Genomic DNA, 23,888 nt, shown 5'->3' with positions numbered 1-23,888 from the left:
GTTGTCGTCGAAGCGGCCGAGTACCCATGGGCTGTAAAGGCACACGTCAGGGAGGTGATCGCGGGACGCGCCCATCGGGCCCGCCCTCCGGGCGGACGACGGGACTTCCGACACAGGCCCTGGGGCCGGTGTCCTAGACCGGCAGCAGTCGCGCGATCAACGCGCTGAGCTGCTGCGCGTTGCGGCACTCGTGCATCTCGACCAGTTCGGCGTACGCGTACGCCGCCGAGTCCCCGGTCGACCACTGCCCGCGGCCCTCGGGGTTGAGCCAGTACACCCTGCGGGCCCGCTCGGTGATGTGCCGCAGGGCGGGGAGATTGGGGTCGCTCATGTTCGTGCGGGCGTCGCCGAGGACGAACACCGTGGAGCGCGGGCCGACCGCGTCGACGTACCGCTCGGCGAACTCGCCCAGGGACGTGCCGTAGTCGCTGCTGCCGTGCCACCCCGTCACCGTCGCCTCGCCCAGGATGCGGGCGCCGAGACCCGCCGGGTCGGCGCCACCGTGCGCGAGCAGGCCCGTCACCTCGTCGACCCGGTTGACGAACGCGAACACCCGCACCTTGCTGAACTGGTCGTGCAGCGCCTGGACCAGCAGCATCGTGAAGTTCGCGAACCCGGCGACCGACCCCGACACGTCGCAGAGCAGGACCAGCTCGGGGCGTGCGGGACGGCGACGCCGCAGCACCGGACGCATCGGCACGCCGCCCGTCGACAGCGAACCGCGCAGGGTGCGGCGCAGATCGATGCTGCCGTGCGCGGCCCTGCGGCGCCGGGCGGCGAGGCGCGTCGCGAGCTTCCGGGCGAGCGGGTGTACCGCCCGCCGGAGTTCGTCCAGCTGTCCGCGGCCCGCCAGGAGGAAATCGACGCGGTCGGCGGTGGTGGCCACGGCGCGGCGGGCGATCTCCTCGGTGCCGCGCCGCTCGGCGACCCTGCGGCGCGCCTCGGTCCTTACGCGCTCACGGAAGCCTTCGATGCGGCGGCGGACCTCGTCGGCCAGGAGGCGGTCGGTGAACTGGGTCCGCCCTGCGTCCTGGTCGGCCGCGCCCGCGCGGAGGGTGGCGAGGACGCGCGCGAGCAGCGTCTCCGGACGCAGCCTGCTCAGCGTCTGGTACGACGACCAGCCGTCCCCTCCCTGACCGGAGCCGCCTCCTTGGCCTGAGGAGCCGTATCCGCCGAAGCCGTCCACGGCCTCGCCCGCCAGCTGGGCGAGGAGCGCCCGGTCGTCCGCGGCGAGCGCGGCGACGAGCCGTTCGCGCAGTGCGTCCCGGTCGCCGTCACCGCGTACCGGCGCGCCGACACCCGCCGGGAAGTACAGATCGAAGACGGGATCGAAGACCGCACGCTGGCTCTCCCGGTGGAGCAGTGCGGCGGCGAGCCCCTCCCTGACCCGCTCCCTGTCGGTGAGACCGAGCGCCTCCAGGGCGGCCGCGGCGTCGACGGTCTCGCCGGGGCCGATGCGCAGGCCGTGCGACCGGAGTGTCTTGACAAGGCCGGTGACCCGCCCGGTGATGCCATCGGGCGGCGCCGTCACACCGCGTCCAGATCCAGCTTGGCGGCGGCTTTCAGCACGTCGTCCTGGTGTTTGAGCACGACACCGAGGCTGTCGCGCACGACGGTCTCGTCCAGAGTGTCCGCGCCGAGCGCGAGCAGCGTCCGCGCCCAGTCGATGGTCTCCGAGACCGAAGGCACCTTCCGCAGATCCATCGCGCGGAGCGCGCCGACCACCCGCACCACCGAGGTGGCGAGCGCCTCGTCGAGACCGGGCACCTTCATCCGGACGATGCGCCGCTCCAACTCCTCCTCGGGGAAGCCGATGTGGAGGAAGAGGCAGCGGCGGCGCAGCGCCTCGGACAGCTCGCGGCTGGCGTTGGAGGTGAGGACGACGAACGGGCGGCGCTCCGCACTGATCGTGCCCAGTTCCGGCACCGTGACCTGGAAGTCGCTGAGGACTTCGAGGAGGAGCCCTTCGACCTCGACGTCGGCCTTGTCCGTCTCGTCGATCAGCAGGACCTTCGGCTCGGCGCCGCGGATCGCGGTCAGCAGCGGCCGGGAGAGCAGGAACTCCTCGCTGAAGATGTCGGTGCGCGTCTCGTCCCACGACTCGTCGCGGCCCGCGGTGATGCGCAGCAACTGCTTGGCGTGGTTCCACTCGTACAGGGCGCGGGACTCGTCGACGCCCTCGTAGCACTGGAGCCGTACGAGCCGTGCGTCGGCGACCGCGGCGACGGCCTTCGCCAGCTCCGTCTTGCCGACCCCGGCGGGCCCCTCCACCAGCAGGGGCTTGCCGAGCCGGTCCGCGAGGAACACGGTGGTGGCGACGGCGGGCGAGGCCAGATAGCCGGTGTCGGCCAGGCGGGCTGCGACGTCGTCGACGGAGGTGAAGTACCCGGTCGTCATGCGGAGTTCTCCTGTGCTCTGCGGCTCCACCGGTGCCTCCCCCGGGCCCCGGTCCTCGTACCCGATCAGCTCGGGGCACCCCTCCACAACGGGCGGACGCCGTTTGCGTCGAACGTCACGTCCTCGACGCCGACATAGGTAAAAGGGTTACGCTTCTTTCGGCTGCTCGTACTCCGGAGCACCTGTACTCCGGAACACCTGTACTCCAGAGCGCCCGTACGCAAGACCAGAGGAAGCAGAGGAACCTGTCATGGAGACTGCGGAGACCCCCGCGACACGGCTGTTGGGCCGCCCCTTCGCGCTCGGCGACCTGACGCTGCGCAACCGCATCGTGATGGCCGCGGTGACCCGGCGCTTCTCGCCGGGCGGCGTGCCCGGCGAGGACGTCGCCGCGTACTACGCGCGGCGGGCCGCCGGAGGGGCCGGACTGATCGTCACGGAGGGCACCTACGTACGGCGGGACGCCGCTGCCGCGTACGACGGAGTCCCGCACTTCCACGGCGACGACGCGCTCGCCGGGTGGGCCCGTGTGGTCGAGCGGGTCCACGCGGCGGGCGGCCGGATCATGCCGCAGCTGTGGCACACCGGCGTCATGCGCACCTCCGCCGTCCCGCCGCTCGGCGTCCCCGCGGAGGGTCCGTCGGGCACCGACCTCGACGGCCGCGAGCACGGCAGGGCCATGACCCTCGACGACATCGACGCCGTCGTCCGCGCCTTCGCCGAGGCCGCGGCCGCCGCCGAACGCATCGGCTTCGACGGCGTCGAACTGCACGGCGCGCACGGCTACTTGATCGACACCTTCCTCTGGAACGGCACGAACACCCGCACCGACGCCTACGGAGGCGACCCCGCGTCCCGCGCCCGGTTCGCCGCCGAGATCGTCGCCGCCGTGCGGGCCGCGGTCGCACCCGGCTTCCCGGTCCTCTTCCGCCTCTCGCAGTGGAAGACCGACCACTACGACGCGCGGATCGCCGAACGGCCGCAGGAGCTGGAGGCGCTGCTGACCCCGCTGGCCGAGGCCGGCGTCGACGCCTTCCACGCGTCGACGCGGCGCTACTGGCTGCCCGAGTTCGAAGGCAGCGACCTGAACCTCGCGGGCTGGACGAAGAAGCTCACCGGCAGACCCGCGGTCACCGTCGGCTCGGTCGGGCTGGACCGGCAGTTCGCGGGCGCCCCCGGCCGTACGCAGCGATCCGGCGTCACGGGGATCGGCCCCCTCCTCGACCGCATGGAGCGCGACGAGTTCGACCTCGTCGCCGTCGCCCGCGCGCTGATCGCCGACCCGCAATGGCCGACGAAGGCCCTGACGGGCCGACTCGACGAGGCGGTGCCGTACGACGCCGCGCTGCTGGGCGAGCTGGTCTGAAGGACCGGCGTGAAAGAGTGGAGCGCCCCCGCACGAGCCCCCGGAGCACGAACCCCCGGAGCACGAACCCCCGGAGAGTGACCACGATGACCTGGACGGCGACCGAGCGGTACCGTCTCGAGCCCGCGCCCGGCGGCCTCGGACTCGTCCAGGATCTGCTCAACACGGTCGCCGCGGGCGCCCCCGCAAGGCCGGACCTGCTCGCCGACGTGACCGGGGCGCAGGGGTGGGCCGACGCGGCCGGGACCGCCTGGGCGGCCGCCACCGGACGGCCCGCGCCGCACATGGTCCTGGACGCCGAGGGAGTGGACGAACTCCGGGCGTTCCGCGAAGGTCTGCACGACGTCGCGGCACGGGCCGGGCGGGGCGAGGACGCGGCCCCGCCGCCGTCCCCGGAGCGCTCGGCCGCCGTCGCGCTGCGGCTCGGCGAGGACGGCGTCGTACGCCTCGAACCCCGCGGCACGGGTCGGCGCCACCTCGTCGCGCTGGTCCTCGCGGAGCTGTACGAGGGGCAGCGGGCCGACACCGCGCGACGGCTGAAGACCTGCCGCAACCCGCTCTGCCGCGTCGCGTTCTACGACCGTTCCCGCAACAACAGCGGTGTCTGGCACGACGTCAAGACATGCGGCAACGCGGCGAACCTACGGGCCTACCGCGCCCGGCAGCGGGAGCGGTAGACACCGGTAGGCCTCAGGTGCGGCGCCGACGGCTCAGGTTTCGAACGGCGTCAGGACGAAGAGCGGGATCTCCCGGTCCGTCTTCGTCCGATACTCGTCGTACTGCGGCCAGACCGCCACCGCCCGCTCCCACCAGAGCCGACGCTCCTCGCCGGAGGCGATCCGTGCGCGGTAGTCCTTCTTCACCGGCCCGTCCTGCAACTCCACATGCGGCTGCGCGACCAGGTTGTGGTACCAGGAAGGGTTCGCGGGGTCGCCGCCCTTCGACGCGACCACGGCGTACTCCCCGGCGTGCTCGACGCGCATCAGCGGGTTCTTGCGGAGCTTTCCGCTCCTGGCGCCGACCGACGTGAGCAGGATGACCGGCTTTCCCTGCATGGTCGTCCCCTCCGTTCCGCCGGAGCTCTCGTACAGTTCGGCCTGCTTGCTCGCCCAGTCCCAGGTCCCGGGCTCGTACTCACCAGTCAGAGGCATAGCTGTCCCAACGGCAGATGGTTACCGGTCGGGTTGCATTATGGGCTAGAAAGGCAGCAAATGATTCATCACGGTGGCATCGGTTCCACCAGGACGCCGGGGGCGGACATGGCAGGGCACGGCATACCCGAGGCCTATCTCGACGGCTATGACCGGATTCTGGCCGCCGCGGCGGCGACCGGGCGCCGGCTGACCCGCGATGAACTGGACTCGCGGCGCGCGCTGGGGGAGCGGGCGGCGGACGCGGGGCTCGGGCTGCGGGCGCTGGTCGGCGCGCACCTCGCGGCGACCCGCGCCCACTGGCCCGCCGCCGGGGACGCCCCCGCCGACCGTGTCCTTGCCGCCGTCGAACAGGCCGTGGACGCCCTCGCCGAAGGGTACGAACGGGCGCAGCGCCTCGCGGTCCGCCAACAGGAGGCCGCCCGCCGGGAGTTCATCGACGACCTGCTGCACGGACGCAGGGATCTCGGCAGGCTCGCCGAACGTGCCGAACGCTTCGGGCTGCGCCTCTCCTACGAACACGCGGTCGCCGTCGCCCAGGGCCCTTGCGGCTACGAGGAGGGGGACGCGGTGCCGCGCGAGGTGGAGGGCGCCCTCGTCGGGCGGTTCGGCGACCGCAGCGTCCTGCTGACGACGAAGGAGGGCCGCCTGGTGTGCATCGCCCCCGGCGACCAGGGCGAGGTCCTCGCCTTCTTCGCCAAGCACGCGTACGCCGCCATCGACGGCGCCCGCGTCGTCATCGGCCGCCCGCAGCCGGGCCCCGGCGGTGTCGTCCAGTCGTACGAGGAAGCGCTCAACGCACTGGACCTGGCGGAGCGTCTGGAGCTCGCCGAGCCCGTGCTGCACGCCGCCGACCTGCTGGTCTACCCCGTGCTGACCCGTGACCGGCAGGCCATGGCCGATCTGGTGGTCCACACGCTCGGCCCGCTGCGGCAGGCCCGGGGCGGTGCGCAGCCACTCATCGACACGCTCACCGCGTTCTTCGACTCGGGCTGCGTCGCGGCGGAGGCGGCCCGCCGCCTCTCGCTGAGCGTGCGTGCCCTGACGTACCGCCTGGACCGCATCCACCGGCTCACCGGCGCCAATCCGGCCGACCCCGTGCACCGCTACACCCTGCAGACCGCGGTGATCGGCGCCCGCCTGCTCGACTGGCCCGAGCAGGCGTTCTAGCCGCTGGTGTCAGCCGAGGCGCGGGATCTCGATGGCCGGGCAGCGGTCCATGACCATGTCCAGGCCCGCGGCGCGCGTCCTGTCGTACGCCGCCTCGTCGAGCACGCCCAGCTGGAACCAGACAGCTCGCGCACCGGCGGCGACCGCGTCATCAGCGACCTGGCCCGCCAGCGAGCTGTTGACGAACACGTCCACCACGTCGACCGGGAACGGCACGGCGGACAGGGACGCGTACCCCTGCTCGCCGTGGACCGTCTCGGCCTTGGGGTGGACGGGCACCACGCGCTTGCCGAAGTGCTGGAGGACCGATGCGACGCGGAACGCCGCCCGGTCGCGGTTGTTCGACAGGCCCACGACGGCCCAGGTGTCGCCGAGCTCCGTCAGGATCCTGCGCACCGTCTTGTCGTCGCCGTACATGACCTGCCTCCTCGTGTGTCGCGGCGGGATGCCGTCAGAGCTGTGCCCGTGTCAGACGTTCACGCCGAAGTCCGACGCGATGCCGCGCAGCCCACTGGCATAACCCTGGCCGACCGCGCGGAATTTCCACTCCGCACCGTGCCGGTAGAGCTCGCCGAAGACCATGGCGGTCTCCGTGGAGGCGTCCTCCGACAGGTCGTAGCGCGCGATCTCCACGTTGTCCGCCTGGTTCACCACACGGATGAACGCGTTGCGGACCTGGCCGAAGCTCTGGCCGCGGTTCTCGGCGTCGTGGATCGACACCGGGAAGACGATCTTCGAGATGTCCGCGGGCACCTGCGCGAGGTTCACCTTCACGGCCTCGTCGTCGCCCTCGCCCTCACCGGTGAGGTTGTCGCCGGTGTGCTCGACCGAACCGTCCGGGCTCGTCAGGTTGTTGTAGAAGACGAAGTGCTGGTCGGAGACGACCTTGCCGGACTCGTCGCAGAGCAGGGCACTGGCGTCGAGGTCGTAGTCCGTGCCGGTCGTGGTGCGGACGTCCCAGCCCAGGCCGACCACGACGGCGGTGAGGCCCGGGGCCTCCTTGCTGAGCGAGACGTTGCCGCCCTTGGCCAGCGAAACTCCCACGATGTCCTCCTACGGTCCGAGTTCTGGATCGGGTTGTTGATCTGGATCTGGCTTCCCGAAATCTACAGGAATGTAGAAGTAGGTGCTGCGGTGGTGTCCCGTAGGATCTCCGGCATGACGCACCACGACGAGCACGACCCGCACGACGGGCGCGACGCGCACGGCGAGCGGCAGCCGCGGCTGCGCAGGCGCGCGCAGGGCGAGCTGGAGTCACAGGTGCTCGCCGCGCTGCACACCGCGCGCGGACCCGTCAGCGCGGCCTGGGTGCAGGAGCGGATCGGCGGCGACCTCGCGTACACGACGGTCATGACGATCCTGACCCGTCTCCTCGCGAAGGACGTCGTCACCCGCGAGCGCGCGGGCCGCTCCTTCGCGTGGACGCCCGCGTCCGACGAGGCCGGACTCGCCGCCTTCCGCATGCGCAGGGTGCTCGACGGCGAGAGCGACCGCGAGGCCGTCCTCGCCAGCTTCGTCACGACGCTCACCCCGGATGACGAGCAACTCCTGCGCGACCTGCTCGGGCAGGCCGGCGCCGAGGCCGACGACTGACGCCCCGTGGGAGTTGTTCGCTGATGGGGGTTCCCCGCTGATGGGTGTCTTCGTTTTCCTGCCCCTCGTGCTGCCGCTGACCGCGTGGCCGATCGCCCGCCTCGCCGAGCAGCACCTCCACCCGCGCACGGCGACGCGGCTCCTGACCGCCGTCGCCGGGGTGATGGCGCTGTGCAGCACACTCTGTCTCGCCCTCCTCATGGTCGTCGGCACCGCCCAGCTGCCCGGCAACCCGCTGCCGGACGGGTGGTCCGACCCCGAGGTGCGCGCGGCCGTTCCCTATGACGAGGTGGCAGGGAAGGTCGCGATCCCCGCACTGCTCGTCGTGTGTGCGGCCTGCGCGCGCACGCTCTGGCGGCACGCCCGGGTACGCCGTCACGGGCGCCGCGCGCTCGAAGGGCTGCGCGGCGGCTCCGTCGCGGTCGTCGCCGACGAGGCGTCGTACGCCTACGCCCTGCCCTCGCGCCGCGGCGGCCGTGTCGTCGTCACCACCGGGATGCTGTCCCGGCTCGCCGCCCCGGAGCGGCGCGCGCTGTTCGCCCACGAGCGGGCCCATCTGTCGGCGCGGCACCACCGGCATCTGCTCGTCACGCAGCTGGCGGCCCGCGCCAACCCGTTCCTGCGGCCGCTGCGCACCTCCGTCGCCTTCGCCGCGGAGCGCTGGGCCGACGAGGCCGCTGCCCGCGCGGTGCGGGACCGGCGGGTCGTCGCCCGGGCGATCGGCAAGGCCGCGCTGGTCTCCCGGAGCACGCCCGCGCCGACGCTGGCGGGGCTCGCGGCGCCGGGTCCCGTGCCGCGCCGCGTCGCCGCGCTCCTCGCCCCGGCCCCGTCCGCCGCGACCCGGCCGTCCGTGTTCACGGGGGTGGGGCTCGCCCTGTGGTCCGCCGCGTTCGGCACCGCCGTGTCCGCCATGTCCTCGGCGAACTCGGCCGTCACGATGGTCCTCATCCTGCGGGCGGCCACACCGCTCTGACGACCGGGCCTGCGGTGGACCGCCCCATGGAGAGCGGTCCACCGAGACGGCTAGAGGTCGAACTCGTGCGGCGGCAGCTCCAGCGCGAAGCACGCCTCGCGCACGACGGCCTGCTCGTCCTTGTCGAAGTCGCCGTCGGCGCCGCCGATGACGATGCCTATCTGGATGACCGCGCGGGCCTCGGCGGGCTTCTTCTTCGCCTTGGCGACCTCCTGGAGCACGCTCACCTTGCCGAACGCGAAGTCGGCGGTCAGCTTGTCCACGTACTCGTCGAAGCGGCGGCGCAGGTCGTCCGCGGGGAAGTTCTGCAACACTTCGTTCGTGCCGATCAACTGCGCGACACGCTGGCGCTCGGACGGGTCGACGGTGCCGTCGGCCGCCGCCACCAGGGCACACATCGCCATGCTCGCGTCGCGGAAGGCGCCGCTCTTCAGGTCGTTCTTCTTCGCCATCAGCTGGGTCTGCATCGTCGATGCGGATTCCTTGACGCGGTCCCACAGAGCCATGGGGTAACTCCATAAACGTATCGATGTGTCAGGGGTGTTGGACAAGTCCCCGGTACGCTGCGCGCAGGTCCGGGTCCCCGCCAGTTTCTACAGCAGAGTAGAAACTAGCAGTCGGGCCGAGAAGTTCCCGCCCAGCGGAAGGTGCGCGTGATGACTCCGACGGCACAAGAATTCCTGCGGACCACGGCCGCCCGCCTCGCCCCCGACCCGGACGCGAACCCGGTCGTGCCGCGCATCGCGGACGGCCGGGCGGAGCTGCGGACCGTCGCGTTCCTGGCGCTGGAGCAGCGGCACGTGATCCCCTCGGACCGGCGTTCGTTCCTGCACCTGGCCCGGCGGGCCGCCGAGTCGAAGGACCTGGAATCGGCCGCCTTCTTCGACACCGTCGCCGACGGGGAGAGCCTCGCGAGGGAACGGCTCGACCCGCTCTTCGAGGCGTGCGGAGTGAGCAAGTCCGCCGTGGCGACGTACGAACCGCACGCCGGCTGCCAGGCCTACCCCGCGTACGTCGCCTGGCTCGCCCTGAACGGCGAACCGGCCGACGTCGTCCTCGCCCTCACCGCCAACTTCGCCGCCTGGGGCCGGTCCTGCGCCACGATCGCCCGGGGGCTGCGCGACCACTACGGCTTCGACGACGAGGCGTGCGGTTTCTTCGACCTGTTCGCGGAGCCCGCCCCTGACCTCGACCGGCAGGCCGTCGCCGCGGTGCGGGCGGGCCTCGACCGGGACCGTGTCACAGCGGCCCATCTGCGCTTCGGCCGACTGCTCGCGCACTACGAGGAGATGTTCTGGACGACTCTCGCGGAGCGCGAGAGCGGCGGTGACGGGGGTCGCTGACCCCGGTCGACCGTGCGGCCGGGCCTCGGACCGGCGCGTGGAGTCCCGCCGCGGTCAGGGCCTCCTCCCAGATGATTTCCCCGCACAGTACGGTCCTGGCAGCCCGGACTGAAGGGTTTCGTTTCGGAAGGACGCGCGTGACCGCACCCACCTCGTCCAAACCCGCTTCCTCCGCGCCCGACGCCGCCGACCGCCTCCGCGGCGGCGCCATCGGCACCGGCGACCTCGTGTTCTTCGTCGTGGCCGCGGCCGCCCCGCTCACCGTCATGGCGGGCGTGGCTCCCATCGCCATCGGCATGGCGGGCGACGCGGCGCCACTCGGCTACCTCCTCTCCGGACTGCTCCTCGTCGTCTTCGCCGCTGGATTCACGGCCATGAGCCGGTTCGTGCGCAACGCCGGCGCGTTCTACGCGTACATCGGGCGGGGCCTCGGGCGTCCCGCGGGAGCCGGGTCGGCGTACGTCGCCCTCGTCGCGTACAACGCCATCGAGGTCGGACTGCTCGCCGCCTTCGGGTGGTTCACCGAATCCGGCTTCGAAGACCTCACAGGGGTCAACGTGCCCTGGTGGATCTGGTCCACGGCGGGCCTGGTCGCCATCGGCGTGCTCGGCTACCTCCGCGTCACGCTCAGCGCCAGGATCCTCGGTGTCGCGCTCGTCCTGGAAATCCTCGTGCTGTTCGTCTTCGAAGCGGGCGTTCTCGCCGACGGGGGCGGCCCGCAGGGCCTCGACTTCGGCACGCTCTCGCCCGCGGGGCTCGGGGAGCCGGGCGTGGGCGGCATGTTCGTCCTGACCATAGGAGCGTTCATCGGCTTCGAGGCGACGGCGATCTACGCGGAGGAGGCGCGGCAGCCCGAGCGGACCGTGCCCCGCGCCACCTATGTCGCAGTGGCCTTCCTCGCCCTCTTCTACACCTTCACCGTCTGGATGATCATCAACGCGTACGGTTCCGACCGCGCCCGGGCCGTCGCCTCCGGGGACGGCGGCGCCGACATGGTGTTCTCCGCGACCGAACGGTTCGCCGGTGCCTGGGCCGCCGACTCCATGCACGTGCTGATCATCACCAGCGCCTTCGCCGCCACGCTGGCCTTCCACAACGGCGCCGCCCGCTACTTCTACGCCCTGGGCAGGGAAGGCCTGCTGCCCGCCGGACTCGGCACGGTGTCGCCGAAGACGCGGGCCCCGGCCGTCGCGGTGCTCACGCAGTCGGCCCTCGCGCTCGCCGTGGTCGTCGTGACGGTGATCGCCGGGGCCGATCCGTACACCGTCACCTTCCTGTGGAGCAGTGGCACCGGCATCCTCGGCGTGATGCTGTTGCAGGCACTCGCGGCGCTCGCCGTCTACGGGTTCTTCCGCCGCGACCGGCGAGGCGTGCCGTCCTGGCGCGTGGTCGCCGCACCGCTGCTGGCCTGCGCGGGGCTCGCCGTCATGATCGTCCTGGTCTGCGCCGACCTCGACCTGCTCACCGGGGCGTCCACGGGTGTCAACGTGGCGCTGATCGCTCCGTTGCCGCTGGTGTTCGTGGTGGGGGCGGGGATGGCGCTGCGGATGAGGCGGCGCGCACCGGCGGCGTACGAGCGGCTGACGACGGTGGACGCGGAAGGCGCGTGAACGACGCCCACTGCCCGATCCCGATTCCCGATCCCTAATTCCGATCCCCGAACCCCGATTCCCGATTCCAAGGAGACAGTGACGTCATGACGAAGGCGACTCTCGTCTTCCTCGGCACGGTCCGCACCGGGAGCGACACCACCGCCACCACCACCCGAGCCACCACCGCCCTCGCCGTCCGCGACGGCCGCGTTCTCGCGCTCGGCGACGCGGCCCGTGCCCTCGCCCCCACCGCCGACGAGGTCGTCGACATCGGCGACGGGCTGCTGATGGCCGCCTTCGGAGACGGGCACGCCCACCCGCTCTTCGGGGGCCTGGAGAGTTTCGGGCCGCAGATCAAGGAGCTGGACACCGTCGACGCGATCGTCGCCGAAGTCGGGCGCTGGGCGCGGCGGCACCCGGAGGCGAAGTGGATCGTCGGCGCGTCCTACGACCCCGCGCTCGCGCCCGGCGGCGAGTTCGACGCACGCTGGCTCGACGCCGCGGTGCCCGACCGGCCCGTCGTCCTGCGCGCCCACGACTACCACACGGTGTGGTGCAACACCGAGGCGCTGCGCAGGGCCGGGGTGACGGAGGCGACTCCGGAGCCGCGGCTCGGCTGGATCGTGCGCCGCGCGGACGGCAGCCCGCTCGGCACCCTGCGCGAGTGGCACGCCTGCGACCTCGTGCTCGACCAGGTGCCCGCGCGGGACGAGGACGAGCTCGTGGAGGCGATCCGGCGTGCCGGGCACGCGTACGCGCGCGCGGGCATCACCTGGGTCCAGGACGCCTGGGTCGAACCGGAGATGGCGGACGCCTACCTCGCCGCCGTCCGGCGCGGGGCCCTCCCTCTCCGCGTCGACCTGGCCCAGCGCGCCGACCCCGACCGCTGGCGCGAGCAGCGCGAACTGTTCGCGGCGACCCGCGCGCGCGTGGCGGCCGACGGTGGGGAACTGCTCACCGCGCGGACGGTGAAGTACTTCAGCGACGGGGTCGTCGAGGGCGGCACGGCCGCCATGCTCGCCCCTTACCTGGACGCGCCGCACAGCTGCGGCATGCCGGTGTGGGAGCCGAGCGCCCTCGCCGAGGCCGTCCGGGCGTTCGACGCCGACGGCTTCCAGACGCACATCCACGCCATCGGGGACGCCGGGGTGCGGGCGGCGCTGGACGCGGTCGAGTCCGCGACCACCGCCAACCCGGTCTGGGACCGGCGCCCGGTGATCACCCACGTTCAGGTCGTCGACCCCGCCGACCTGCCGCGCTTCGCCGGGCTCGGCGTCATCGCCAACTTCGAGCCCCTGTGGGCGCAGCCGGACCCGCTCCAGACCGAGCTGTCCATCCCGCGCATCGGTGCGAAGCGGGCCGCTCTGCAGTACCCGATGGGCGAGCTGGCACGGAGCGGCGCACGGCTGTCCTTCGGCAGCGACTGGCCGGTCAGCTCACACGTACCGTTGGAGGGCATTCAAGTCGCCGTCACCAGGCGTACGTTCACGGGCGAGCCCGCCGAGGGCTGGATCCCGCACCAGCGGCTCACCATCGACCAGGCGCTGACGGCCGCCACCGCCGGGGTCGCCCACCAGGCGGGCGCCGACGACCGTCTCACCCTCGTCCCGGGCGCTCCCGCCGACCTGGTCCTGCTCTCCGCCGACCCGCGTGCGGCCGATCCGATGGAGATCCGCCACGCGCGCGTGCTCGGCACGTGGCTGGGCGGCAGGCGCACGTACAGGGACCGCGACGAGTGACCCGGCCGCCGGACGTCAGCGCAGCACGATGGCCGTGGCGGCGATCCCGTCCCGCACGATCCACCGCCCGGAGAACCCCTTCAGCTCGACGCCCGCCACCACGGGCCCCTCGACTAGCAGCCGCGCGGTGAACGTACCGTCCGGGGTGAGCTCCACCCGCGCGTCCTCGAAGCCGAGCCAGCGCCCGGTCAGCGGGAACCATGTCTTGTAGACGGACTCCTTCGCGCTGAACAGCAGCCGGTCCCAGGGCGTGGCCGGCTGCCGCGAGCCGAGCGAGGCCAGTACGGCACGCTCCGTCTCGTCGGCGACCAGGTTCAGGACGTCCGGGTCGCGCAGCGGCTCGCCCGGCTCTGCGTCGATGCCGACGGACGTCACCTCGCCCGCGCGGGCCACGACGGCCGCGCGGTACCCGGCGCAGTGCGTCATGCTGCCGACGACGCCGTCAGGCCAGCCGGGGGCGCCGCGGTGCCCCGGCAGGATCGGCGCGGGCGGCACGCCGATGCGGGCCAGCGCGGTGCGGGCGCAGTGCCGCACGGTGGTGAACTCGTCGCGCCGCTTGGCCACGGCCTTCGCGACCACCGCCTCCTCCTCCGGGAAGAGGACGGCGTCGGCCGGGTCGTCGTGGGTCTCGACCACGGTGACGGGCACGTCGGCGAGCAGAGTGGCCAAGGGACCCGCCGGGTCCGGGACTTGGCGCGCGGGTATCGAAGGTGACGTCACGGGAGATCACGGTACCGGGTGACCCGCACGCGAGTGCGGGCTGTGGCCTACGCCACCCGGCCGCCCTCCGGGTGCGGCAGGGCCCCGGCGAGCGCCTACGCTGGCGTGATGCAGGACGAGTACCGCACAGTGGCCCGCGAGGGCGTGCACGAGACCGAGATCAACCGCTCGCGCTTCCTGTGCGCCCTGGCACCCGCGGCCACCGAGCGGGAGGCCCAGGAATTCGTCGCACGCATCCGCAAGGAGCACCCGACCGCGAGCCACAACTGCTTCGCGTACGTCATCGGGGCCGACGCCTCCGTGCAGAAGGCGAGCGACGACGGCGAACCCGGCGGCACCGCGGGCGTCCCGATGCTCCAGATGCTGATGCGCCGCGACATGCGCTACGTCGCCGCGGTCGTGACCCGCTACTACGGAGGGGTCAAACTCGGCGCCGGGGGACTCATCCGCGCCTACGGAGGGTCGGTCGGCGAGGCGCTCGACGCCCTCGGCACCGTCACCCGCCGCCGCTTCCGCCTCGCCACCGTCACGGTCGACCACCAGCGCGCGGGCAAGGTCCAGAACGATCTGCGGGCGGCGGGCCGCGAGGTGCGCGACGTCCGCTACGGCGACGCCGTCACGATCGAGATCGGGCTGCCCGACGCCGACGTGGACGCCTTCCGCGGCTGGCTCGCGGACGCCACCGCGGGCAGCGCCGTGCTGGAGCTCGGAGGCGAGGCGTACGGGGATTCCTGACGCACGGGTGCCCGGCGGGGTTGCGGTACTGGCAGGTGGCCTCAGCGTTCGCCAGCGGCAAGGTGCGATTACATCGGTGCGGTGTCTGGGGGCACCTTGAGCGTCTGCGGCGAGTGGCACCGCCATGCGCGTTGGCGCCTGCCCAGGGGGTGCTCATAGGCGGGGCGGGTCGCCCTGGCCGTGACGCAACTTGAACCAAGATGTTGGTCTTTGTGCCGCGTAACGATTGGCCGGTGCAGTGGGTTCGGTGCGGCCGACTCCCCGTGCAAGCGGTCGTGTGCCCGGGGCTCCCCGTGCCGAACGGCGTCACGTGCCTGCGGACGGGGCCCGCTGGTCCTCGGAGAGGGGCGGTGCGAAGGCAGTGGTGGCCGAGCGGAATGCCCTTCGGTAGGCGGACGGGGTGATGTCCAGGGCGGTGCGCATGTGCTGCCGCAGGTTGGTGCCGCTGCCCAGGCCAGCCCTGGCGGCGATGTCGTCGACAGGCAGTTCGGTCGACTCCAGCAGATGGCGTACGTGTGCCAAGCGGGCCGAGGCGAGCCATTCGGCCGGGGAGAGTCCGGTCTCCTGTCGGAAGCGCCTGGTGAAGGTCCGTACGCTCATGTGGCAGTGGGCCGCGAGGTCTTTGAGGGATAGCCGCCGATCCAGGTGTTCCGTCATCAGTGCCCGTGCCCCGGCCGTCGAGGTCCCCGCGTCCTCCCGGACCGGGTGCTCGATGTACTGTGCCTGCCCTCCGTCTCTCATGGGTGCGACGACGTTGTACCGCGCCACCCGGTTCGCCACGGAACTGCCGTGGTCCTCCCGGACCAGGTGCAGGCACAGGTCGATGGCGGCCGCGCCCCCGGCTGACGTCAGGATGTCGCGATCGGCGATGTAGAGCGGGTCGGTGTCGAGGTCGACTGCGGGAAAGAGCCGCCTGAACTGCTGCGCGTAGCGCCAATGGGTCGCGGCCCGGCGGCTTTCCAGCAGGCCGGCGGCCGCGAGCACGAACGAGCCGGTGCACAGGGACACCACCCGGGCGCGGCGCCGGGCCGCACGGCGCAGCGCTTCGGCGACGGAGGCGTCCACCGCGCCGGCGTCCAGTACCTCCGGGCAGCGGGTGCCGGCGACGATCACCGTGTCGGCGTGCTCCAGCAGGGACAGGTCACCCTGCGGCGTGACGCCATACCCGTTCACCGTCGGTACCGGGGCCCCGTCCGGGGTGAGGGTGCGTACCTCGTAGGCCGCGGTGCCCGCGCGGGTTTCGACCGAGGCAAGCATCTGGGCCGGGATGCTCAGGTCGAAGGCCACCACCGGTGCGAGGGCCAGGACGGCCACATGGTGCGGTGCCGCAACAGTCATGGCCCAATAGTTGCACATAGTGGCTCTTGGGCCACTTCTGTGCTGCTCGTGATCGGCAGAGACTGATGTCAGTTCCGCACAACAGACCGGGCAGCACCCGGTCGAATACCCGGAAGGTGCCCACCCGGCCATGACTGCCCCCGCTGTCGATCCCGAGATCCAGACCCTGCTCGACACCGCCGACACCGGCGTCTTCCCCGTCCATGGCCTGGACGCCGTCCTCGCCGACCCCCGGCGCTACGCACTGCTGCGTGCACACCCCGACACCCCCGACGACGACCAGGTCAAGGTGCGAGACCTGTACATCCCCGGCCCCGCAGGACAATTGCGACTGCGCGTCTACCGCCCCGACACCACCGAAGACCTGCCGATGATCCTCTACATACACGGCGGCGCCTTCACCTACGGATCCCCCGAGGCCGAAGAGGGACGCTCCCTGCGCTATGCCCGCGACGCCCACGCCGTCGTCGTCTCCGTCGACTACCGCCTCGCCCCCGAACACCCCTACCCGGCCGCAGCCGACGACGCCTACACCGCCCTGACCTGGATCGCCGACAACCCGGCCGAACTCGGCGGAGACCGAACACGCATCGCGGTGGTCGGCGGCAGCGCCGGCGGGAACATCGCCGCCTCCACCGTGCTCCGCGCCCGCGACCAGGCGGGCCCGCACCTGCTCTTCCAGTCCCTGACCTACCCCAGCGTCGACGGCAGTCTGACCAGCGCCTCGGCACGGGAGTTCACCGATACTCCGGTCTTCAACCGGGGCGCGCTGGAACTGGCCGTGCGGTACTACGCGAAGGACGGCCACGCCGACCCGTACGCCTTCCCGATCCGCGCCACCGATCTCAGCGGCCTGCCGCCCACCTACATCGCCGTGGCCGAGATCGACCCGCTGCGCGACGAGGGCCGCGACTACGCCGCACGCCTGTCCGCCGCCGGCGTCACCACCGAACTCGTCCAGGTCCCCGGTGCCGTCCACGGCTTCGACCTCCTCTTCCCCCAGGCCCGCATCAGCGAGCACAACCTCACCGACCAGGTACGGACCCTGCGCGACGCCCTCCACCCCTGACTGAGCTTGACTCTGTCGGAGATCTTGGAGTTGCCGAGGTCAGCTGCCCAGGGTTCGCCAGGACTTCGGTCGGGGTATCTCGCGCTGGTCGAGGTAGTTCTGGAAGGCAGTCGGTCGGCGGGGCGTGGGTGTCTCCTCGGCCGACGGCAGTCTGCTGAGGCGCTCGATGCAACTGGGCGCGCTCGCCTGGGAGATCGCCTACGGCCTGTGGAACGGCACCGACAACAGCGAGGGCTTCGGCCCGCTGGCACGGCAGGCACTCGCCGACGTACGCGCGGCCGGAGCCGTGCACTGATCGATGATCAGGGATATGGCTGGGCACCCATGAACCACAAGTAGCTTGAGCTTCCTGTTCGTCGAACGGCGTGTCTCCGTACGGCCCAGTCGAGCTTGCCCGAGTCATGCCGGCCAAGGCTGTTCAGTACTCTCGCCAACGCGTAACCGCGCTCGTATGAACCCCGCAGCGTCCCGGATTTCGTCTACAGCATCCAGCCACCGCCGAACCCTTTCGACCTTGAAGGAAGACCTTCCTCCGTCCGCAAGGTGTTCGACGAGCTTCCCTGGCTGCCGAGTCGGCACCGCTCCGACCACGTGCCGAGTCGCGAGCTGCCGGAGTCACTGTCCTCGGCCATGGACGCGTTCATACTGGCCTGCTCCGTGCGACGGCCGAGAGGCCATGGCGGGGCGCACAACTCCATGCTGGTGTCGGTCAGTCGGCTCGTAGCTGTACAGACACAGGTGCGCGAGCTGTTGGCTGAGCGCGTTGAAGCCATCGTCGAGAGGTTCCGAAACCCGGGCAGTCCGGAGGCGCGCCGCATAATGGCTCGTTTCGAACATGGGACGAGGTGCCCGGTCACCTGGCCGCCGCAGGGAGCACGATCATGGTCACCAGCGTCAGCCGTCGCAGCAACTGCAGAACCGAACGTCACGTAGCGCTGCGCGCCACCTGGCCGTAGCTACTACGAGGGTGCCGGGATCCCGGCTCCGGCCCTCAGCCTTTGCCGAAGTGCACCGCGGGGAAGGCGCCCGCTGCTCTGAGGGTTCCGGAGAAGCTGTCGGCCAGTTCGGTGAGGCGAGCGGTGGCTGCCGGGCCGAGGTGGTCGTACGGGGCGGCGTCGAGGCGGTCGGTGAGCATCTCGGCCTCGCCGCGCAGGGCCGCGCCCGTCGGCGTGAGGTTGCCTGCTTCGTCCAGCAGGCCGCGCTCGCGCAACTGGTCCCGGGTGGCGGCCCATTGCTGCGCGGACCACCCGCGGGTGCGCATGAACAGTGCCGATGTCGGGGCCTTGCCGGTGGCGTTGTGCAGGACCAGCGCCTCGATGCCCGACAGACCGGCGACCGCCAGGGCGGCGAGGTGCCCGTCACCCCGGTGTTCGCGCAGCAGCGTCGCTGCGTGCCACAGGGCCAGGTGTGGTTCTTCGGGTACCAGGAGGTCGGCGTTGGCGGCGTAGAGCGGCCGTGCCTCTCGGCGGCAGGCTTGGGTTGCGTGCAGCGCCAGTTCGGCCGCCTCGGTCATTTCCGCGGACGTGAGGGTCTCCTTGCCGAGCAGCCGCTGCAGCGTTCGGTCCGCGCCGCGCAGCCGTGCGGCGAGCACCTCCTCCGGCGTGGTGAGGGTCCACGCGGCGGGGATGTACCGCTGCACATGCTCGTGGTTGGAGTTGTAGAAAGTCGCTGTGACGGTGCCCGCATCGACGGCCCCGAGCGGTGCCGCGCGGCCGGCGAGGTAGACCATGGCTCCGCGCTCCAGCCCGAGCATCGCGAGTTCGTCCGCCGGCTCCGGCGCGAAGTACACGGATGTGTGCAGGGGGCTGACGGCGTTGTGGCAGTGGCGGCCTGGGCTCGCCTCGAAAGTAGTCACGCTGTGGCTCCGGTGTCGGTGATTATGTGTGGTCCTGCGGCCAGGTGGGCGAGGCGCATCAGGCTTCGTCCGTGGGTTCGTGGAGGGAGCACTCGGTCAGTCCGGCCGCGGTCTGGGTGAGGTGCTGGGTCAAGACCTCAGTCGCGGTGTCGGCGTCACGGGCGAGTACGGCCTCCTCCAGCCGGCGATGTTCCAGGGCGCCGTCCCGGTCGGGGTTGCGGTGCGCCGACCAGCGGCGGGCCAGTTCGCTCGCGGTCCACATCCGGTCGAAGGTCTCCAGCAGGACGAGGTTGCCGCACCCCTCCAGCAGGGTGCGGTGGAAGAGGCGGTGGGCTTCGGCCCATGCGTTGCTGTAGTGCTCGCCCTCCTCCGGTGCGTACGCCGGGGTGCGGGCCAGCCGGTGGTGGGCGGCTCGTACGCGGGCTTCCCAGTCGACGTCGCCGCGTTCGACGGACATGCGCAGCATGAGCGGTTCGATGGTCCGGCGGGCCTCCGCGACCTCCTGCCAGCGGCGGTCGGAGAAGGCCGGGACGGCGAAGCCGCGGTTGGGCAGCCGGTCGGCGAGGCCCTCGCCGACCACCCGCACGAGCGCCTCGCGGACGACGGCCAGGCTCACGCCCTGTTCTTTGGCGAGGTCCTGGGGCTTGAGGGCGTCACCGGGGGCGTGGTCCCCGCGCATGATCGCGTCGCGCAGGTGTGTGTAGACCTGCTCGGAGAGCATCTGTTTCCCCGGCGGGGACGAGGTGTGGTTCGTCTGGGTCATGCTTACACAATAGACGATCGAGTCGATAATCGATTATCAGTGTTATGGTCGATCGCAGTGGTGAGCTAAACGACGGCGGTGCCTCCTGGGCCCCTGCGGCGGGACCGTCGGCCGTATCACCGCCACCTCACAGCACAGCACGGCATGAAAGGAACGACGCCATGAGCGCCAACGACCCCTTCGCCCGCCTTCCCGAGGCGGCCTCATTCACTGTTGTCAGTGCCACCGTCACCGACGGCGCTGCCTGGTCGATCGAGCAGTACTCCGGCCTCTCCGGCGTTCGCGGCGGGAAGGACGTCTCCCCGCAACTGTCCTGGAGCGGCGCCCCGGATGGCACCAGGAGCTACGCCATCACCGTCTACGACCCCGACGCCCCCACCGGCTCCGGGTTCTGGCACTGGGCGGTCGCCGACATCCCCGCCACCGTCACCGAACTGCCCGAAGGTGCCGGCGACGACACCGGCTCGGGCCTGCCCGAGACCGCCTTCCAGCTGCCCAACGACGCCCGCGCGGCCCGCTTCATCGGCGCCGCTCCGCCGGCCGGACACGGCCCGCACCGCTACTTCACCGTGGTGCACGCACTCGACGTCGACACCATCGGCGTCCCCGCCGACGCCACCCCGGCCGCCCTCGGCTTCACCATGGCCGGCCACATCCTCGGCCGCGCGGTCCTGACCGCCACCGCCGAGACTTCCGCCTGACAAACAGCCATGAGACCGGCCGAGCGCAATCGGGTGTGGATGCCCGTAACTCGGCCGCCCTATGCCACCTGCGTAAATTCGTGGAGTACTCCGCCGAGTAGATCGTGACGGGTGACCTTGCCACCTGGATCTCCCGGGTCAGGGAGCGGTCGCAGCGGTGCTGCTTGGTCGAGGGCGCGGTGTGGGCGATGGACATGGCCAAGCCGGCGTTGCTGGCGGCGAGTTGGACAGTCGTACGCAACGACGAAGCTCCTGGTAGACGCTGGCGGCGCCTTCCCGCGGCACGTCAGGCCCTGCTCGCCCTGGCCCACCTGCGATGCGGTGACACCTACGTCCAGCTCGCCGCCGGGTTCGGCATCGGGACCGTCTACCGCTGGATACGTGAAGCCGTCGAGGCCCTGTCCGCTCTCGCCCCGTCCCTGGCCGAGGCGATGAGGACGATCCGGGCGAAGGCGTTCGTCATCCTCGACGGCACCCTGCTGCCGATCGACCGCATCGCCGCCGACACCCCGTACTACTCCGGGAAACGCAAATGCCACGGCATGAACGTCCAGGTCCTCACCGATTCGTCCGGACGGCTGCTCTGGGTCTCACCGGCGCTGCCCGTCGGTGGTCCTCCTTCCGCCGGACCGGCGGGCCGTGCTGCTGTGGATCGTGTGGGCCGACGCGTTGGCGGGCATAGCGTTCCGGGTTCTGTGGATCGGAGCTCCGCGTTGGCTGTACACCCCGTGCTACCTGGCCCTGGGACGGGCACCGGTGCGCTACCTGCCGGACTTCCTGCACGCCGGTGGGTCGGCCGTACTCATCCTGGTCGTGGTCGGCGGTCTCCTCTACAGTGCGGGCGCGGTGGTCTACACCCTCCAGCGTCCCGACCCCTCACCGCGCTGGTTCGGCTTCCACAAGGTGTTCCACGCCTGCACCGTGGTGGCCTGCACAGCGCACTGCATCGCCATCTTCCTGGCCGTCTACTGACCACGTCTGCGCGGTGACTCGCGCCGCTGGCACACACGTTGCCAGCACACACGTTGCCGTGCGGATCCGCGCGCCGGGCATGCGGCAAGGCCCGACCGGCGTGTCTTCCCGGTCGGGCCTTGCCGCTGTTGCTGGTGCGGCTCGCGTCTGCCCCGTTGATCAGGCGGTCACGGGGGCGTCCAGCATGGCGGAAGCTCGCTGGAGCGGGCTGATGCCGACCGCGGACGCGGCTGTGGTGGCCGCGGGGAGGGTGCGGCAGGTGAAGCCGAGCTGGGCCATGGCCCGCAGGACTTCGCCCGCGCTGAAGTCGCGGCGGTCCTGGCGGGTGATGACCTGGCCGACCTGTTTGACGGGGTAGTGGCGGCGGCCGATGATCACGGACTGGCCGGTGACCGGCTCGGGCTTGACACCCTTCATCGTTTCCAGCACCCCGCTCTTGGTGAGGTCGAACGGGAAGCGGGCGATGACACAGCGCATGAGACCTCACAGGAGAAAGGGGGGACCGAGGCGAGCCGGCTCAGTGGGCGAGGGCGAGGGCGAGGGCGAGGTCGGCGTCGCTGAGGTCGCGCAGGCGAATCCGATCCGTGTAGGCGGAGCTGTCACGGACAGCTGTGAGCCGGGCCCGGGTGACCAGGCCAGTGCGCCGGCCGTCCTCGTCACGGACGAGCAGGTGCCCGACGCGGGCGCCGTCCATCACGGACAGGGCGACCTCGACGGTCATGTCGTCCCAGACCCGCCGCCCGGCTTCCTCAACAGCGTGGGCGACGGTGTGGACAACGGTGTCGGCCGAGGGCCCGCGCACGGGGTCACCGCTCATCGAGCGGGACCGCATCTGAACCAGCGTCAAAAGGTGTCTCCGGCAAGGGTTGGTCAGCTTTCCGATCACGAAGTCTCTAGGCCGCCGCGTCGACAGCGAACCGCTGAGGCGCCGCAGCGCGGCGCGCCGCGGAAGCGGGACGGCGACGGCCGCGCGAAGTGCCGCCGCGCTTGGGGCGTTCGGCGACCGGTGCGGTGATGACGACCGGGACGCCGGAGGGGGCCTGGGCGCCGGTGATGCGGTGCAGCTCCTGCTCGCCGGAGCGGACCTGGGTGATCTGCGGGCTGATGCCGGCGTCCGACATGAGGCGGACCATGGAGCGGCGCTGGTTGGGGGTGACCAGCGTGACGACGCTGCCGGACTCACCGGCGCGGGCGGTACGGCCGCCGCGGTGCAGGTAGTCCTTGTGGTCGGTGGGCGGGTCCACATTCACGACGAGGTCGAGGTTGTCGACGTGGATGCCGCGGGCGGCGACGTTGGTGGCCACCAGCACGGTGACGTGCCCGGTCTTGAACTGCGTCAGGGTGCGGGTGCGCTGGGGCTGCGACTTCCCGCCGTGCAGCGCGGCGGCCCGTACGCCGCTGTTGAGCAGGTCCTGGGTGAGCCGGTCGACGGCGTGCTTGGTGTCCAGGAACATGATCACGCGGCCGTCGCGGGCGGCGATCTCGGTGGTGGCGGTGTGCTTGTCGGCGCCCTGGACGTGCAGCACGTGGTGCTCCATCGTGGTGACCGCGCCGGCCGAGGGGTCGACCGAGTGGACGACGGGGTCGGTCAGGTAGCGGCGCACCAGCAGGTCGACGTTGCGGTCCAGGGTGGCGGAGAACAGCATCCGCTGCCCCTCGGGGCGTACCTGGTCGAGAAGGGCGGTGACCTGCGGCATGAAGCCCATGTCGGCCATCTGGTCGGCTTCGTCCAGGACGGTGATGGCCACCTGGTTCAGGCGGCAGTCGCCGCGGTCGATGAGGTCCTTGAGGCGTCCCGGGGTGGCCACGACGATCTCGCTCCCGGTGCGCAGCGCGCCGGCCTGCCGACCGATCGACATGCCGCCCACGACCGTGGCCAGCCGCAACTGGACGGCGCGGGCGTAGGGCGTGAGGGCGTCGGTGACCTGCTGGGCGAGCTCGCGGGTGGGGACCAGGATCAGGCCCAGCGGCTGGCGGGGCTCGGCGCGCTGTCCGGCCGTCCGGGCCAGCAGGGCCAAGCCGAAGGCGAGGGTCTTGCCGGAGCCGGTGCGTCCACGGCCCAGCACGTCACGGCCCGCCAGGGAGTTGGGCAGCGTCGCGCCCTGGATCGGGAAGGGCACGGCCACCCCCTGCCTGCCGAGTTCGGCAAGCAGCGTCGCGGGCATGTCGAGCTCGGCGAAGCCTTCCACGGCGGGCAGCGCCGGGGTGACCGTCTTGGGGAGAGCGAACTCACCCTGCACGGCGGCGGGCCGACGGCTGTACCCACCGGATCGGCGCGATGCCGATGCCGTTGTTCCGAAGCGGCTGCCGCTCTTTCCGGCGCCGGCGCCGACGCCACCATTACGGGTGCGGGAGAATCGGTCATTTTTACGTGTGCGGTTCATGCGGAACCTTCCTCGATGCGGTGCATG

26 protein-coding genes and 2 pseudogenes are annotated in these 23,888 nt (G+C 71.6%); 15 read left to right on the top strand and 13 right to left on the bottom strand.

Features of this window, described 5'->3' with window-relative positions; genetic code table 11:
• Positions 1-133: 133 nt before the first annotated feature.
• Together NOO62_RS03110 and NOO62_RS03105 are read right to left on the bottom strand one after the other, a co-directional pair.
• The gene (locus NOO62_RS03110) at positions 134-1,531 is read right to left on the bottom strand and encodes a VWA domain-containing protein (protein ID WP_268769334.1); all 1,398 of its coding nucleotides are present in this window, start codon (positions 1,529-1,531) and stop codon (positions 134-136) included.
• On the bottom strand, positions 1,528-2,397 hold the full coding sequence (locus NOO62_RS03105; RefSeq protein ID WP_268769333.1) for an AAA family ATPase: 870 nt from the start codon (positions 2,395-2,397) through the stop codon (positions 1,528-1,530). The genes NOO62_RS03110 and NOO62_RS03105 overlap by 4 nt, the downstream gene beginning before the upstream one ends.
• Before the next feature lie 250 nt (positions 2,398-2,647).
• On the opposite strand from NOO62_RS03105, the gene NOO62_RS03100 reads away from it, so the two are divergent.
• Both NOO62_RS03100 and NOO62_RS03095 read left to right on the top strand, forming a co-directional pair.
• Positions 2,648-3,763 (top strand): 12-oxophytodienoate reductase, encoded by a 1,116-nt coding sequence (locus tag NOO62_RS03100; RefSeq protein ID WP_268769332.1) that lies wholly within the window; start codon positions 2,648-2,650, stop codon positions 3,761-3,763.
• 86 nt (positions 3,764-3,849) lie between these two features.
• On the top strand, positions 3,850-4,440 hold the full coding sequence (locus NOO62_RS03095; protein WP_268769331.1) for a CGNR zinc finger domain-containing protein: 591 nt from the start codon (positions 3,850-3,852) through the stop codon (positions 4,438-4,440).
• Between the two features lie 33 nt (positions 4,441-4,473).
• On the opposite strand, the gene NOO62_RS03090 is transcribed toward NOO62_RS03095, so the two are convergent.
• The gene (locus NOO62_RS03090; protein WP_268769330.1) at positions 4,474-4,914 is read right to left on the bottom strand and encodes a nitroreductase family deazaflavin-dependent oxidoreductase; all 441 of its coding nucleotides are present in this window, start codon (positions 4,912-4,914) and stop codon (positions 4,474-4,476) included.
• Positions 4,915-5,022: 108 nt separating this feature from the next.
• On the opposite strand from NOO62_RS03090, the gene NOO62_RS03085 reads away from it, so the two are divergent.
• Positions 5,023-6,084, top strand: a complete 1,062-nt coding sequence (locus tag NOO62_RS03085) for a PucR family transcriptional regulator (protein WP_268775453.1) — start codon at positions 5,023-5,025, stop codon at positions 6,082-6,084.
• Positions 6,085-6,093: 9 nt separating this feature from the next.
• Here the strand turns inward: NOO62_RS03085 and NOO62_RS03080 are convergent, their stop codons facing one another.
• The gene (locus tag NOO62_RS03080) at positions 6,094-6,501 is read right to left on the bottom strand and encodes a CoA-binding protein (protein ID WP_268769329.1); all 408 of its coding nucleotides are present in this window, start codon (positions 6,499-6,501) and stop codon (positions 6,094-6,096) included.
• A gap of 51 nt (positions 6,502-6,552) precedes the next feature.
• The gene (locus NOO62_RS03075) at positions 6,553-7,128 is read right to left on the bottom strand and encodes a TerD family protein (RefSeq protein ID WP_150182060.1); all 576 of its coding nucleotides are present in this window, start codon (positions 7,126-7,128) and stop codon (positions 6,553-6,555) included.
• 114 nt (positions 7,129-7,242) lie between these two features.
• Here NOO62_RS03075 and NOO62_RS03070 point away from each other — a divergent pair, with 114 nt between their 5' ends.
• Both NOO62_RS03070 and NOO62_RS03065 read left to right on the top strand, forming a co-directional pair.
• The gene (locus NOO62_RS03070) at positions 7,243-7,677 is read left to right on the top strand and encodes a BlaI/MecI/CopY family transcriptional regulator (protein ID WP_268769328.1); all 435 of its coding nucleotides are present in this window, start codon (positions 7,243-7,245) and stop codon (positions 7,675-7,677) included.
• A 40-nt stretch (positions 7,678-7,717) separates the two neighbouring features.
• Positions 7,718-8,650, top strand: a complete 933-nt coding sequence (locus NOO62_RS03065) for a M56 family metallopeptidase (protein ID WP_268769327.1) — start codon at positions 7,718-7,720, stop codon at positions 8,648-8,650.
• A gap of 50 nt (positions 8,651-8,700) precedes the next feature.
• Here the strand turns inward: NOO62_RS03065 and NOO62_RS03060 are convergent, their stop codons facing one another.
• Positions 8,701-9,156, bottom strand: a complete 456-nt coding sequence (locus tag NOO62_RS03060) for a tellurite resistance TerB family protein (RefSeq protein WP_150182057.1) — start codon at positions 9,154-9,156, stop codon at positions 8,701-8,703.
• A 150-nt stretch (positions 9,157-9,306) separates the two neighbouring features.
• Between NOO62_RS03060 and NOO62_RS03055 the strand changes: the two genes are divergently transcribed.
• From NOO62_RS03055 to NOO62_RS03045, 3 genes are all read left to right on the top strand, one after another.
• Positions 9,307-9,993 carry a transcriptional regulator gene (locus NOO62_RS03055; RefSeq protein ID WP_268769326.1) on the top strand — a complete coding sequence of 229 codons (687 nt, stop codon included), beginning with the start codon at positions 9,307-9,309 and terminating at the stop codon, positions 9,991-9,993.
• 137 nt (positions 9,994-10,130) lie between these two features.
• Positions 10,131-11,603, top strand: a complete 1,473-nt coding sequence (locus NOO62_RS03050; RefSeq protein ID WP_268769325.1) for an APC family permease — start codon at positions 10,131-10,133, stop codon at positions 11,601-11,603.
• An 86-nt stretch (positions 11,604-11,689) separates the two neighbouring features.
• Positions 11,690-13,324 (top strand): amidohydrolase, encoded by a 1,635-nt coding sequence (locus tag NOO62_RS03045; protein WP_268769324.1) that lies wholly within the window; start codon positions 11,690-11,692, stop codon positions 13,322-13,324.
• 15 nt (positions 13,325-13,339) lie between these two features.
• Here the strand turns inward: NOO62_RS03045 and NOO62_RS03040 are convergent, their stop codons facing one another.
• A complete protein-coding gene (locus NOO62_RS03040) occupies positions 13,340-13,993 on the bottom strand; it encodes a 4'-phosphopantetheinyl transferase (RefSeq protein WP_398967989.1) in 654 nt (217 codons plus the stop codon).
• Between the two features lie 159 nt (positions 13,994-14,152).
• On the opposite strand from NOO62_RS03040, the gene NOO62_RS03035 reads away from it, so the two are divergent.
• Entirely contained in the window at positions 14,153-14,779 is a 627-nt protein-coding gene (locus tag NOO62_RS03035) for a YigZ family protein (RefSeq protein ID WP_268769323.1), read from the top strand.
• A 306-nt stretch (positions 14,780-15,085) separates the two neighbouring features.
• Here NOO62_RS03035 and NOO62_RS03030 read toward each other — a convergent pair whose 3' ends face one another.
• Positions 15,086-16,117 (bottom strand): GlxA family transcriptional regulator, encoded by a 1,032-nt coding sequence (locus NOO62_RS03030; RefSeq protein ID WP_268769322.1) that lies wholly within the window; start codon positions 16,115-16,117, stop codon positions 15,086-15,088.
• Between the two features lie 130 nt (positions 16,118-16,247).
• Between NOO62_RS03030 and NOO62_RS03025 the strand changes: the two genes are divergently transcribed.
• The 3 genes from NOO62_RS03025 (at position 16,248) to NOO62_RS39215 (ending at position 18,119) form a co-directional block, all read left to right on the top strand.
• Positions 16,248-17,186, top strand: a complete 939-nt coding sequence (locus tag NOO62_RS03025) for an alpha/beta hydrolase (protein WP_268769321.1) — start codon at positions 16,248-16,250, stop codon at positions 17,184-17,186.
• A 124-nt stretch (positions 17,187-17,310) separates the two neighbouring features.
• Positions 17,311-17,481, top strand: a complete 171-nt coding sequence (locus NOO62_RS03020) for a hypothetical protein (protein WP_268769320.1) — start codon at positions 17,311-17,313, stop codon at positions 17,479-17,481.
• Positions 17,482-17,729: 248 nt separating this feature from the next.
• The gene (locus NOO62_RS39215) at positions 17,730-18,119 is read left to right on the top strand and encodes a Z1 domain-containing protein (protein ID WP_414930759.1); all 390 of its coding nucleotides are present in this window, start codon (positions 17,730-17,732) and stop codon (positions 18,117-18,119) included.
• A gap of 58 nt (positions 18,120-18,177) precedes the next feature.
• Here the strand turns inward: NOO62_RS39215 and NOO62_RS03015 are convergent, their stop codons facing one another.
• Positions 18,178-19,041: an SCO6745 family protein gene (locus tag NOO62_RS03015; RefSeq protein ID WP_268769319.1), complete on the bottom strand. Its 864-nt coding sequence runs from the start codon at positions 19,039-19,041 to the stop codon at positions 18,178-18,180.
• A gap of 58 nt (positions 19,042-19,099) precedes the next feature.
• The gene (locus NOO62_RS03010) at positions 19,100-19,804 is read right to left on the bottom strand and encodes a GntR family transcriptional regulator (protein ID WP_268769318.1); all 705 of its coding nucleotides are present in this window, start codon (positions 19,802-19,804) and stop codon (positions 19,100-19,102) included.
• Positions 19,805-19,965: 161 nt separating this feature from the next.
• On the opposite strand from NOO62_RS03010, the gene NOO62_RS03005 reads away from it, so the two are divergent.
• From NOO62_RS03005 to NOO62_RS02995, 3 genes and pseudogenes are all read left to right on the top strand, one after another.
• Positions 19,966-20,505 carry a YbhB/YbcL family Raf kinase inhibitor-like protein gene (locus tag NOO62_RS03005; RefSeq protein ID WP_268769317.1) on the top strand — a complete coding sequence of 180 codons (540 nt, stop codon included), beginning with the start codon at positions 19,966-19,968 and terminating at the stop codon, positions 20,503-20,505.
• A gap of 254 nt (positions 20,506-20,759) precedes the next feature.
• Positions 20,760-21,110: pseudogene (locus NOO62_RS03000) on the top strand (transposase family protein); the annotation flags it as partial.
• A 1-nt stretch (position 21,111) separates the two neighbouring features.
• A pseudogene (locus NOO62_RS02995) lies at positions 21,112-21,477 on the top strand (hemolysin III family protein); the annotation flags it as partial.
• Positions 21,478-21,636: 159 nt separating this feature from the next.
• Here NOO62_RS02995 and NOO62_RS02990 read toward each other — a convergent pair.
• The 3 genes from NOO62_RS02990 to NOO62_RS02980 form a co-directional block, all read right to left on the bottom strand.
• Positions 21,637-21,954: an SCO5918 family protein gene (locus NOO62_RS02990; RefSeq protein WP_268769316.1), complete on the bottom strand. Its 318-nt coding sequence runs from the start codon at positions 21,952-21,954 to the stop codon at positions 21,637-21,639.
• Between the two features lie 40 nt (positions 21,955-21,994).
• Positions 21,995-22,294 carry a CBS domain-containing protein gene (locus NOO62_RS02985; RefSeq protein WP_268769315.1) on the bottom strand — a complete coding sequence of 100 codons (300 nt, stop codon included), beginning with the start codon at positions 22,292-22,294 and terminating at the stop codon, positions 21,995-21,997.
• Between the two features lie 76 nt (positions 22,295-22,370).
• Positions 22,371-23,861: a DEAD/DEAH box helicase gene (locus NOO62_RS02980; protein ID WP_268769314.1), complete on the bottom strand. Its 1,491-nt coding sequence runs from the start codon at positions 23,859-23,861 to the stop codon at positions 22,371-22,373.
• Positions 23,862-23,888 lie beyond the last annotated feature (27 nt).

Source organism: Streptomyces sp. Je 1-369 (assembly GCF_026810505.1).
Classification (GTDB): Bacteria; Actinomycetota; Actinomycetes; order Streptomycetales; family Streptomycetaceae; genus Streptomyces.
Note: the sequence above shows the minus strand (reverse complement) of the source record. Positions and strands in the feature narration are given on the sequence as shown.